General features: G+C 72.5%; 7 protein-coding genes. 6 read left to right on the plus strand and 1 reads right to left on the minus strand.

Annotated elements, in window-relative coordinates; translation table 11 throughout:
- Nucleotides 1-134 precede the first annotated feature (134 nt).
- The 3 genes from DDW44_RS22130 (at nucleotide 135) to ftsY (ending at nucleotide 7,246) form a co-directional block, all read left to right on the plus strand.
- Complete coding sequence (locus tag DDW44_RS22130) at nucleotides 135-3,896, plus strand: AAA family ATPase (protein WP_108908903.1); 3,762 nt, start codon at nucleotides 135-137, stop codon at nucleotides 3,894-3,896.
- A gap of 279 nt (nucleotides 3,897-4,175) precedes the next feature.
- On the plus strand, nucleotides 4,176-5,603 hold the full coding sequence (locus DDW44_RS22135) for a sugar porter family MFS transporter (protein WP_018891865.1): 1,428 nt from the start codon (nucleotides 4,176-4,178) through the stop codon (nucleotides 5,601-5,603).
- 419 nt (nucleotides 5,604-6,022) lie between these two features.
- Nucleotides 6,023-7,246, plus strand: a complete 1,224-nt coding sequence (gene ftsY, locus DDW44_RS22140) for a signal recognition particle-docking protein FtsY (protein ID WP_017947621.1) — start codon at nucleotides 6,023-6,025, stop codon at nucleotides 7,244-7,246.
- A gap of 342 nt (nucleotides 7,247-7,588) precedes the next feature.
- Here the strand turns inward: ftsY and DDW44_RS22145 are convergent, their stop codons facing one another.
- Complete coding sequence (locus tag DDW44_RS22145) at nucleotides 7,589-8,251, minus strand: bifunctional DNA primase/polymerase (RefSeq protein WP_017947622.1); 663 nt, start codon at nucleotides 8,249-8,251, stop codon at nucleotides 7,589-7,591.
- Nucleotides 8,252-8,726: 475 nt separating this feature from the next.
- On the opposite strand from DDW44_RS22145, the gene nsdA reads away from it, so the two are divergent.
- The 3 genes from nsdA (at nucleotide 8,727) to DDW44_RS22160 (ending at nucleotide 12,226) form a co-directional block, all read left to right on the plus strand.
- On the plus strand, nucleotides 8,727-10,199 hold the full coding sequence (gene nsdA / locus DDW44_RS22150; protein ID WP_108907482.1) for a transcriptional repressor NsdA: 1,473 nt from the start codon (nucleotides 8,727-8,729) through the stop codon (nucleotides 10,197-10,199).
- Between the two features lie 336 nt (nucleotides 10,200-10,535).
- Nucleotides 10,536-11,891: an ammonium transporter gene (locus DDW44_RS22155; RefSeq protein WP_018891862.1), complete on the plus strand. Its 1,356-nt coding sequence runs from the start codon at nucleotides 10,536-10,538 to the stop codon at nucleotides 11,889-11,891.
- The gene (locus DDW44_RS22160; RefSeq protein WP_017947625.1) at nucleotides 11,888-12,226 is read left to right on the plus strand and encodes a P-II family nitrogen regulator; all 339 of its coding nucleotides are present in this window, start codon (nucleotides 11,888-11,890) and stop codon (nucleotides 12,224-12,226) included. Before DDW44_RS22155 ends, DDW44_RS22160 begins: the two co-directional genes overlap by 4 nt.
- Nucleotide 12,227 lies beyond the last annotated feature (1 nt).

Here is a 12,227-nt window from a genome sequence, read left to right on the forward strand (position 1 = left end):
TCCGTGGTGCACTGCTTACCGTCTGATGTGCCCTGCATATTCAGCGATGAAACCGTGGCGTGTGCACCTCGCGGCGGGCCGGTGAAACTGCGCCGACCGCGATCTCCGGGCACCGGGAGGTAGAGTCCGGCGGCGTGCACCTCAAGGCCCTGACCCTCCGCGGGTTCAAATCCTTCGCCTCGGCGACGACGCTGCGCTTCGAGCCCGGCATCACCTGCGTCGTGGGGCCGAACGGCTCCGGCAAGTCCAATGTCGTGGACGCGCTGTCCTGGGTCATGGGCGAGCAGGGGGCGAAGTCCCTGCGCGGCGGAAAGATGGAGGACGTCATCTTCGCGGGGACGACCGGGCGCCCGCCGCTCGGCCGTGCGGAGGTATCCCTCACGATCGACAATTCCGACGGGGCGCTCCCGATCGAATACGCCGAAGTCACGATCACGCGAATCATGTTCCGCAACGGCGGCAGCGAGTACCAGATCAACGGGGACACCTGCCGGCTGCTGGATATCCAGGAACTCCTGTCCGATTCGGGTATCGGGCGGGAGATGCACGTCATCGTCGGGCAGGGCCAGCTCGACTCCGTCCTCCACGCGGACCCGATGGGACGCCGGGCGTTCATCGAGGAGGCCGCGGGCGTCCTCAAGCACCGCAGGCGCAAGGAGAAGGCCCTGCGGAAGCTCGACGCCATGCAGGCGAACCTCGCCCGTGTCCAGGACCTCACCGACGAACTGCGGCGGCAGCTCAAACCGCTGGGCCGGCAGGCCGCCGTGGCGCGCCGGGCCGCGGTCATCCAGGCCGACCTGCGCGACGCCCGCCTGCGTCTCCTCGCCGACGACCTCGTGCGCATGCGCGAGGCGCTCAGGACCGAAGTCGCCGACGAGGCCGCGCTCAAGGAGCGCAAGGAGGCCGCGGAGGCCGAGCTCAAGAGGGCCCTGGCCCGGGAGGCGGACCTGGAGGACGAGGTGCGCCGGCTGGCACCCCGGCTGCAGCGGGCCCAGCAGACCTTCTACGAGCTCTCCCAGCTGGCCGAACGGGTGCGCGGCACGGTGTCGCTGGCCGAGGCCCGGGTGAAGAGCGCCGGGTCGGTGCCCGCGGAGGAGCGGCGCGGCCGCGACCCGGAGGACATGGAGCGGGAGGCGGCGCGGATCCGCGAGCAGGAGGCCGAGCTGGAGGCCGCGTTGGAGGCGGCCCAGCGCGCGCTGGAGGACACCGTCGCCCACCGTGCCGAACTGGAGCGCGAACTGGCGGTCGAGGAGCGCCGGCTGAAGGATGTGGCCCGGGCGATCGCCGACCGCCGCGAAGGCCTCGCCCGCCTCAACGGGCAGGTCAACGCCGCCCGCTCACGCGCCGCTTCGGCCCAGGCGGAGATCGACCGGCTGGCGGCCGCCCGGGACGAGGCGCGCGAGCGGGCGATCGCGGCCCAGGAGGAGTACGAGCAGCTCAAGGCCGAGGTCGACGGGCTGGCGGCGGACGACACCGCGCTGGCGGAACGGCACGAGGCGGCGAGGCGTGAACTGTCCGAGGCGGAGGCGGCCCTGTCGGCCGCCCGGGAGGCGGCCACGGCCGCCGAACGCGAGCGGGCCGCCGTCGCCGCACGCCACGACGCCCTCGCGCAGGGCCTTCGCCGCAAGGACGGCACCGGCGCACTGCTCTCCGCCCGGGGCCGGCTCGCCGGACTGCTGGGCCCCGCCGCCGAGCTGCTGACGGTCGCTCCCGGCTACGAACTCCCCATCGCGGCGGCCCTCGGGGCGGCGGCGGACGCGGTCGCCGTCGCGGATCCCGCCACGGCGGCCGACGCCATCCGGCTGCTCCGCAAGCAGGACGCGGGCCGTGCGTCCCTGCTGCTGTCCGCGCCGGTACCGGGCGGCCCCCGTACGGCCCACGGCGACGGGGGAGTGCCCGCGGCCGGGATCCCGGCTCCCGCGCGGCCGCCCGCGGACCGCGCCACCACGCCCGAGGGCCCGGCGCATCCGCCGCCCGTGCAGCCCGCGGTTCCGGTGTGGGCACCGGGCGACCGCCCCGGCGCGGCCGCACAGCCGCACCAGGTGCCCGCCCCCGCGGCGACCGCCCCGCCCCGCGATGGTGAAGGAGCGGCGGGGGCGCCCCGGGCCGTCGACCTGGTGAGCGGGCCGCAGGAGCTGATGCCGGCCGTGGCGAGGCTCCTCCGGGACACGGTGGTCGTCGGGACGCTGGAGGACGCCGAGGACCTGGTCCGTGCGGAGCCGGGACTGGTGGCGGTCACCGCCGAGGGCGACCTGCTCGGCGCCCACTTCGCCCACGGGGGCTCCGCGGGTGTGCCCAGCCTCCTGGAGGTCCGGGCGTCGGTCGACGAGGCCGCGGCCGAGCTGGAGGAGCTGGCCGTGCGGTGCGACGAACTCGCGGCGGGGCAGCGCGAGGCGGCCGGGCGGCGTACGGCGTGCGCCTCCCTCGTGGAGGAGCTGGGCGAGCGGAGACGGGCGGCCGAGAAGGAGAAGGCCGGCGTCGCCCAGCAACTGGGCCGGCTGTCCGGGCAGGCCCGCGGCGCCGCCGGGGAGGCCGAACGCACCGCCGCGGCGGCCGAGCGCGCCCAGGCCGCCCTGGAGAAGGCGCTGTACGAGGCGAAGGAGCTGGCCGAGAGGCTGGCCGTCGCCGAGGAGACCCCCGTCGACGAGGAGCCGGACACCTCGGCGCGGGACCGGCTCGCCGCCGACGGCGCCAACGCCCGGCAGACCGAGATGGAGGCCCGGCTGCAGGTCCGTACCCACGAGGAGCGGGTGAAGGGGCTCGCCGGGCGTGCCGACGCGCTGGACCGCGGAGCACGCGCGGAACGCGAGGCGCGGGCGCGCGCCGAGCGGCGCCGTGCCAGGCTCCGCCACGAGGCGGCCGTCGCCGAGGCGGTGGCGAGCGGTGCCCGTCAGCTCCTGGCCCACGCCGAGGTGTCCGTCGTCCGGGCGGAGCGGGAGCGTGCCGCCGCCGAGGCGGCCAAGGCGGAGCGGGAGCGCGAGCTGACCGCCGCCCGCGCGGAGGGCCGGGACCTCAAGAGCGAGCTGGACAAGCTCACCGACTCCGTGCACCGCGGCGAGGTCCTCGGAGCCGAGAAGCGGCTGCGGATCGAGCAGCTGGAGACCAGGGCGCTGGAGGAGCTGGGCGTCGAACCGGCCGGGCTGGTCGCGGAGTACGGTCCCGACCAGCCCGTACCGCCGTCGCCGCCGGCCGAGGGGGAGGAGCTCCCCGAGGACCCCGGGCACCCGCGCAACCAGCCGCGGCCGTTCGTCCGCGCCGAGCAGGAGAAGCGGCTCAGGTCCGCCGAACGGGCCTATCAGCAACTCGGAAAGGTGAATCCGCTCGCCCTGGAGGAGTTCTCTGCCCTGGAGGAGCGCCACAAGTTCCTGTCCGAGCAGCTCGAGGACCTGAAGAAGACCCGGGCCGACCTGCTCCAGGTCGTGAAGGAGGTCGACGAGCGCGTCGAGCAGGTCTTCACGGACGCGTACCGGGACACCGCACGCGAGTTCGAGGGCGTGTTCTCGCGCCTCTTCCCGGGCGGTGAGGGCCGGCTGGTGCTGACCGACCCCGACAACATGCTCACCACGGGCGTGGACGTGGAGGCCCGGCCCCCGGGCAAGAAGGTCAAGAGGCTGTCGCTGCTCTCCGGCGGCGAGCGCTCGCTGACCGCCGTGGCGATGCTGGTGTCCATCTTCAAGGCCCGGCCCAGCCCCTTCTATGTGATGGACGAGGTCGAGGCGGCACTCGACGACACCAACCTCCAGCGGCTGATCCGCATCATGCAGGAGCTCCAGGAGAGCTCCCAGCTGATCGTGATCACCCATCAGAAGCGGACGATGGAGGTCGCGGACGCGCTCTACGGCGTCTCCATGCAGGGTGACGGTGTGTCCAAGGTCATCAGTCAGCGGCTCCGCTGAGCCCCTTCCCCGCCTCTCCTCCGCCGGCGGGGAGGCCCGGATGCTTCCCGGGACACCTCCCAGGAGAGAGCCACCCCCGATCTTCATTACTCGTACACAAGTGTGACCGAAGTGCAGGTTCGTGGGACGGACGACCCGGCTGTTGACTTCGAAACTTGAACGCATAGTCTCTGCAGCGTTGCTTTTACCTTCAAGTGGTGGGCGGCGCTGTGTTGTGCGCCACTGGAAGGGCTCGCCCCCACCCCCGGCGCCGTCGCCGGGTGGCCCCAGGAGTACACCGTGACCAGCACACCGCAGGCGCAGGCGCCCGAAGGCCGCAAGGCCAGGCCGGAGCACCTCAGCCATGTCGTCTTCATCGCGGCGTCGGCAGCCATGGGAGGCTTCCTCTTCGGCTATGACAGCGCGGTGATCAATGGAGCCGTCGTGGCCATCCGCGACCGCTTCGAGGTGGGCTCCGAAGCACTCGCCCAGGTCATCGCGGCCGCACTGATCGGCTGCGCCATCGGCGCGGCCACCGCCGGCCGGCTCGCCGACCGCATCGGGCGCATCCGGGTCATGCAGATCGCCGCCGTGCTGTTCGCCGCCAGTGCCATCGGCTCCGCGCTGCCGTTCGCCCTCTGGGACCTGGCCATGTGGCGCATCGTCGGCGGCGTCGCCATCGGCATGGCCTCGGTCATCGCCCCCGCCTACATCGCCGAGGTGTCCCCGTCCGCCTACCGCGGCCGGCTCGCGTCCTTCCAGCAGGCCGCCATCGTCACCGGCATCGCCCTCTCACAGCTGGTCAACTGGACCATTCTGACCATCGCCGACGGAGACCAGCGCGGTGAGATCGGCGGACTGGAGGCCTGGCAGTGGATGCTCGGCATCGAGTTCGTCCCGGCCGTGCTCTACGGCGTGCTGTCCTTCCTCATCCCCGAGTCGCCCCGATACCTGATCTCGGTCGGCCGCCACCCCGAGGCGCGCAAGGTGCTCCGCGACGTCGAGGGCCGGGCCGTGGACCTGGACAAGCGGGTCGTCGAGATCGAGCAGAACATGCGCCACGAGCGCAAGCCCTCCTTCAGGGACCTGCTCGGCGGCAGGTTCCTCTTCCTGCCGATCGTCTGGGTCGGTATCGGCCTGTCCGTCTTCCAGCAGCTCGTCGGCATCAACGTGATCTTCTACTACAGCTCGGCGCTGTGGCAGTCGGTCGGCGTCAACCCGGAGAGCTCGTTCTTCTACTCGTTCGAGACGTCGATCGTGAACATCATCGGTACGGTGATCGCGATGGTCCTGGTGGACCGGATCGGACGGAAACCGCTGGCCCTCATCGGCTCGGGGGGCATGGCGATCTCGCTGGGACTCGCCGCCTGGGCCTTCTCGTACAAGACGGAGGTCGGTGACGAGGTCTCGCTGCCCGGCCTCCAGGGCACCGTCGCCCTCTTCGCCGCCAACTTCTTCGTGCTCTTCTTCGCGCTCTCGTGGGGCGTGGTGGTGTGGGTGCTGCTCGGCGAGATGTTCCCGGGCAAGATCCGCGCGGCCGCGCTGGGCGTCGCCGCCTCGGCCCAGTGGATCGCCAACTGGCTGATCACCGTGACGTTCCCGACCCTCTCGGACTGGAACCTCTCGGGCGCGTACGTCATCTACACGGTCTTCGCCGCGCTCTCGATCCCGTTCATCCTCAAATGGGTGCCGGAGACGAAGGGCAAGGCGTTGGAGGAGATGGGCTGAGTCCCCGCTGCCCCGCTCCTCTCGGCCGACCGGCCACGGCACTGCCCCGGCTCATCCCCTGAGCCGGGGCAGTGCCCGTTCACCGGACGGGCCGAACGCCCGCGGCTGCCGGGGGCGGCCGTGGTGCTCCCCGGCCGGCACCGACCAGGCCGGGGCTGCGCGCGCTCGGCCGCCTGCGCGGGCGGCTCCGGGGCGACGCTGCCGCGGTACGCGGCGACCGCGACCGGGCCGGAAGGGGCGCCGTCAGACTGGAAGGGGCGCGTCAGGCCGGAAGGGGCGCCGTCAGCCGGAAGGGGCACCGTCAGCCGGGAGGGGCTGCGTGACGACTCCGGCAATAGGTCCAAAAAGGTGCGCAACTCCTCGTGCGGTCCTCCCAGGGGGCTGGTCCCCGGTGGCCTTGGCCGATACTGGGTGGCGTTATGGAAATCGTCATCCTTGCTGTAGTCATCGCCCTGGTCGCGATCGGCGCGATCAGCGGGCTCGTGGTCAGCAGCCGCAGGAAGAAGCAGCTGCCGCCCTCGGCGCCGTCGAGCACGCCGACCATCACCGCTCCGCCAGCCGAGCCGCACGTCGGTGAGGAGGCGGAGGCGCCGCGGGAAGAGCCCCGCCGCACCATCGAGGAGGTCGACCTCCCGTCCGCGGAGGAGGCCGTCGCCGAGCCCGCCGCCGTCGAGGATCCGGTCGTCGCCGAGCCCGAGGCTCCCTCGATCGAGATCCCGGAACCGGCCGCGGGCCGCCTGGTGCGGCTCCGCGCCCGTCTGGCCCGCTCCCAGAACACCCTGGGCAAGGGGCTGCTCAGCCTGCTGTCCCGCGAGCACCTCGACGAGGAGACGTGGGAGGAGATCGAGGACATCCTCCTCACCGCCGACGTCGGGGTCGCGGCGACGCAGGAGCTGGTCGACCACCTGCGGGAGCGGGTGAGGGTCCTCGGCACCCGCACCCCGGACGAGCTGCGGGGGCTGCTCCGCGAGGAGCTGCTGCGGCTCATCGGTACGGACGCGGACCGCTCGGTGCGGACCGAGAGCGGCCTGGACACCCCCGGCGTCGTGCTGGTCGTCGGAGTCAACGGCACGGGCAAGACCACCACCACCGGCAAGCTGGCCCGGGTGCTCGTCGCGGACGGGCGCAGCGTCGTCCTCGGCGCGGCGGACACGTTCCGCGCGGCGGCCGCCGACCAGCTGCAGACCTGGGGTGAGCGCGTCGGTGCACGCACCGTGCGCGGACCCGAGGGCGGCGACCCGGCCTCGATCGCCTATGACGCGGTCAAGGAGGGCATCGCCGAGGGTGCCGACGTCGTCCTCATCGACACGGCGGGCCGGCTGCACACCAAGACCGGTCTCATGGACGAGCTGGGCAAGGTCAAGCGCGTGGTCGAGAAGCACGGCCCGCTGGACGAGGTGCTGCTCGTCCTCGATGCCACGACGGGCCAGAACGGCCTGGTCCAGGCCCGTGTCTTCGCCGAGGTCGTCGACATCACCGGCATCGTCCTCACCAAGCTCGACGGCACTGCCAAGGGCGGCATCGTCATCTCCGTCCAGCGCGAGCTCGGTGTGCCGGTCAAGCTGGTCGGCCTCGGTGAGGGCCCGGACGACCTGGCCCCCTTCGAGCCGGAGGCCTTCGTCGACGCTCTGGTCGGCGACTAGCGGACCACGGGGGGCTCCCCGTCCGGGCCCTCCGTCCGGGCTCCCCGTCCGGCCGCACTCCGCCTACCGGCCGCCTGCTGCCCACCCCCGGTCCCGCTTGCAGTCCGCCGCGCCGCTCCCCCAGCGGCGCGGCGGAGGGCGTTTCGGGGCCCGTGTTCCACGGGCGGACGCACCGCCTGTGGAACACGGGCGGCGCGGGGGCGGTCCGGGCGGAGCCGTGCGCGGAGGGCCCCACAGGCGCTGCGCCCGGCGAGCGCCCGAGGGGGAGTCGGCGGCAGGGGCGTGGGAGGGCAGGGCCGACGGCTGCCGTCGGGGGTCTTCGGGGGCCCGGCCGGCAGCCGGTCAGGGGGCGGTGGAGCGGTGGCAGATGTAGGCGAGCGTCCCCAGCAGCAGCCGGGCCTGGGGCGGGGCCTCGCAGGAACCGAGGGCCGGCGGCCGGAGCCAGCGGGACGGGCCGAGACCGGCGTGGTCGGAGGGCGGGGCCGTCACATAGTGGCCCGTGCCGAGGCAGCGCAGGTCCAGTCCGGCGTCGTCCCAGCCCATCCGGTAGAGCAGATGCGGCAGCTCCCGGGCCGCGCCGGGGGCCACGAAGAACTGCGCGCGGCCCGTCGGCGTCGCGGACACCGGCCCCAGCGGCACGCCCATCCGCTCCAGCCTCAGCAGGGCGCGGCGCCCGGCGGCCTCGGAGACCTCCAGGACGTCGAAGGTGCGGCCCACGGGGAGCAGGGCCGAGGCGCCGGGCACCTCCGCCCATGCCTTCGCCACCTCGTCGAGGGTCGCGCCGGCCGGTACCTCGGGCGCGAACTCCAGGGGGTGCGCTCCCGGGGCCGGGCAGCCGGCGTCCCCGCAGGAGCATCGGCCCGCCGCGGCCCGCGCGCCCGGCGCCACGTCCCAGCCCCACAGTCCCGTGCACTCGGCGACCGCCGTGCACGCCGTCGTACGGCCGCGGCGCCGTGAGCCGGGCCGGATCTCCCGGACCCGGGAGCCGCCGATCGTGAAGCCCATGCCCCCTCCAACGGGTCGAACGCACCGATGGTTACGAAAAGGAGTCTGCCGGTGACGCTGCGTCGCCGTCGTCCCGGTTCGCCGGTGCGATGTGTCACTCGGGGTGGTGCGGCCGGTTCCGCGCGCCCTGGCGTGCAACGCTCCGCCGACTCCTGACCGTCGTGTGCCCAGTGAATCGCGCCTGGCCGCGGGGGAGTTCATTCGAAGGGGTGGCGAATGGTGGCGTTTCCGGAATCGCCATGGCGAGACCGGTGATCGTAGGATTACTTTCGGTGCACGGGCCCGGGGGCTCGCTGCTTCCACGGGTATGCCGGGGGCAAGTCGGTTTCCTGTTCGAAGGGGGGCGACCGCCGGACGGAGGACCGCGACCCGCGGCATTCTGCTAGGGGTTCGGACACCGCTCCGCGGGGCAGGGCATCCCGGCGGGACTTCGTGGCACGACAGGCAAGGACGACAAGCGGATGGGGGCGTTCCTGTGAGCGGCAGCGACGCGGACGGCACGGGCAACGGCAAGCGCCCGAACGAGCAGCTCGGCTCGTGGTTCGTACGCAGCGGCTGGTCGAAGGGCGAGCTGGCCCGGCAGGTCAACCGCCGGGCCCGGCAGATCGGCGCGCACCACATCAGCACCGACACCTCACGCGTCCGCAGATGGCTCGACGGCGAGCAGCCGCGCGAGCCCATCCCGCGCATCCTCAGCGAACTGTTCTCCGAGCGGTTCGGCACCGTCGTCGCCGTCGAGGACCTGGGGCTCCGGACGGCGCACCAGTCACCCTCGGTGTCCGGCGTCGACCTCCCCTGGGCGGGCCACCAGACCGTGGCGCTGCTCAGCGAGTTCTCGCGCAGCGACCTGATGCTGGCCCGCCGGGGGTTCCTCGGGACGTCGCTCGCGCTCTCGGCCGGCCCGGCCCTCATCGAGCCGATGCAGCGCTGGCTGGTGCCCACCCCGCCGTCCGGCCCCGGGCCGGCCGACTCCGCGGGCGTCCGGCGGCCCTCCCGGCTCTCCAGGCCCGAACTGGACCTGCTGGAGTCCACGACGGCCATGTTCCGCCAGTGGGACGCCCAGTGCGGCGGCGGGCTGCGCCGCAAGGCCGTCGTCGGCCAGCTCCACGAAGTGACCGACCTGCTCCAGGAGCCGCAGCCCGCGGCCGTCTCCCGAAGGCTGTTCACCTGCGCCGCGGAACTGGCCGAGCTGGCCGGCTGGATGAGCTACGACGTGGGGCTGCAGCCCACCGCGCAGAAGTACTTCGTGCTCGCCCTGCACGCCGCCAAGGAGGCCGGTGACAAGCCCCTCGGCTCGTACATCCTCTCCTCCATGAGCCGGCAGATGATCCACCTGGGCCGGCCCGACGACGCACTGGAGCTCATCCACCTCGCGCAGTACGGCAGCCGCGAGTGCGCGACCCCGCGCACGCAGGCGATGCTGTATGCGATGGAGGCCCGCGCCTACGCCAACATGGGCCAGCCCAGCAAGACCAAGCGGGCCGTGCGGATGGCCGAGGACACCTTCGCCGACGCGCTCGAGACCCGCGAGCCGGAGCCCGACTGGATCCGCTTCTTCTCCGAGGCCGAGCTCAACGGCGAGAACGCCCACTCGTACCGGGACCTCGCCTATGTCGCCGGCCGCAGCCCCATGTACGCCTCGCTCGCCGAGCCCGTCATGGAGCGCGCGGTCGACCTCTTCAGCGAGGACGACGAGCACCAGCGCTCGTATGCACTCAACCTCGTCGGCATGGCGACGGTGCATCTGCTGAAGCGGGAGCCCGAGCAGTCCACCCGGCTCGCCGAGCAGGCACTGCACATCGCCCGGCGGGTGCGCTCGGAGCGGGTCAACACCCGGCTGCGCAAGACGGTCGACACGGCGGCCAGGGACTTCGGCGACGTCCCCGAGGTCGCGCACCTCACGGATCTCATCACCGCACAGCTGCCGGAGACCGCGGAAGCGGTCTGAGCAGCCCTCCACAGAACTCCGGCGCGACGGCCGCCCCTACCGCCCGACTCGGCTCCCCACGCCAGGTCAACCGGGTGACCGTCGCGCCGGTCGTGTGCCCGCGGAGGGTACGCGCGTGACCTTCCCGTGACCCTCCAGTTCATGGGCGTGTAACACGCCCGCCCTCTTCGTCACTGCGGCGAAACATCGTGCGGCATCGGCGGAAACCCCGGCGCGCCAACCTCATGCCCCATAACGGGCCGACTCACGAGGCGGCCGTACCGGATCCAGCCGGACCGGCCGCCGACAGCCCAGGCTCCCGCCCCGCACAGGCCGCACGACGACGAGGAGACGCCGATGCCCCCAGGCATCACACTTGCCGCAGACGCCCCCGGGCTGTCTGCCGCCAACACCGGTTTCATGCTCATCTGCTCCGCGCTGGTGATGCTGATGACGCCCGGCCTGGCCTTCTTCTACGGAGGCATGGTCCGCGTCAAGAGCACCCTGAACATGCTGATGATGTGCTTCATCAGCCTCGGGATCGTCACCATCCTGTGGGTGCTCTACGGCTTCAGCCTCGCCTTCGGCACCGACTCCGGCTCCCTCATCGGCTGGTCCTCCGACTACGTCGGCCTGAGCGGCATCGGGATCAACCAGCTCTGGGACGGCTACACCATCCCGGTGTACGTCTTCGCCGTCTTCCAGCTGATGTTCGCGATCATCACGCCCGCGCTGATCAGCGGCGCCCTCGCGGACCGGGTCAAGTTCACCGCCTGGGCCCTGTTCGTCGCCCTGTGGGCCACCGTCGTCTACTTCCCGGTCGCGCACTGGGTCTGGGGCTCGGGCGGCTGGCTGTTCGAGATGGGCGTCATCGACTTCGCCGGCGGTACCGCGGTCCACATCAACGCGGGAGCCGCGGCCCTCGGTGTGATCCTCGTGATCGGCAAGCGCGTCGGCTTCAAGAAGGACCCGATGCGGCCGCACAGCCTGCCCCTGGTGATGCTGGGCGCCGGTCTGCTGTGGTTCGGCTGGTTCGGCTTCAACGCCGGCTCGTGGCTCGGCAACGACGACGGCGTGGGCGCGGTCATGTTCGTCAACACGCAGGTCGCCACGGCCGCCGCGATGCTCGCCTGGCTCGCCTACGAGAAGATCCGCCACGGCTCCTTCACCACGCTCGGCGCCGCCTCCGGCGCGGTCGCGGGCCTCGTCGCCATCACCCCCTCCGGAGGCTCCTCCTCCCCGCTCGGCGCCATCGCCATCGGTGCCGTCGCCGGTCTGCTCTGCGCCATGGCAGTCGGCCTCAAGTACCGGTTCGGCTACGACGACTCCCTGGACGTCGTCGGCGTCCACCTCGTCGGCGGTGTCGTCGGCTCGCTGCTCGTCGGCTTCTTCGCCACCGGCGGCGTCCAGTCCGACGCCAAGGGCCTCTTCTACGGCGGCGGATTCGAGCAACTCGGCAAGCAGGCCGTCGGCGTCTTCGCGGTCCTGGCCTACTCTCTGATCGTCTCCGCGATCCTGGCCCTCGTCCTCGACAAGACGATCGGCATGAGGGTCGGTGAGGACGACGAGATCTCGGGCATCGACCAGGTCGAGCACGCCGAGACCGCGTACGACTTCAGCGGGGCGGGCGGCGGCGCAGGCTCCCGCAAGACCGCCCCCGCACCCGCCGAGACCGTGGCAGCCGCACCGCAGACCAGGAAGGTGGACGCATGAAGCTCATCACCGCAGTCGTCAAGCCGCACCGGCTGGACGAGATCAAGGAGGCCCTGCAGGCCTTCGGGGTCCAGGGGCTCACGGTCACCGAGGCCAGCGGCTACGGGCGGCAGCGCGGCCACACCGAGGTCTACCGCGGCGCCGAGTACACCGTCGACCTCGTCCCCAAGATCCGGATCGAGGTCCTGGCCGAGGACGACGACGCCGACCAGCTCATCGAGGTGGTGGTGAAGGCCGCCCGCACCGGCAAGATCGGTGACGGAAAGGTGTGGAGCGTGCCGGTCGACACCGCGGTCCGCGTCCGGACCGGCGAACGCGGCCCGGACGCGCTGTAGA

Source organism: Streptomyces tirandamycinicus (genome assembly GCF_003097515.1).
GTDB classification, from domain to species: Bacteria; Actinomycetota; Actinomycetes; order Streptomycetales; family Streptomycetaceae; genus Streptomyces; species Streptomyces tirandamycinicus.

What these genes read in the sequence shown, in the direction of transcription:
- ftsY (WP_017947621.1), top strand. Translation starts at nt 6,023, where the DNA reads ATGGAAATCGTCATCCTTGCTGTAGTCATCGCCCTGGTCGCGATCGGC.
- DDW44_RS22145 (WP_017947622.1), bottom strand. Translation starts at nt 8,251, where the DNA reads ATGGGCTTCACGATCGGCGGCTCCCGGGTCCGGGAGATCCGGCCCGGC.
- DDW44_RS22155 (WP_018891862.1), top strand. Translation starts at nt 10,536, where the DNA reads ATGCCCCCAGGCATCACACTTGCCGCAGACGCCCCCGGGCTGTCTGCC.
- DDW44_RS22160 (WP_017947625.1), top strand. Translation starts at nt 11,888, where the DNA reads ATGAAGCTCATCACCGCAGTCGTCAAGCCGCACCGGCTGGACGAGATC.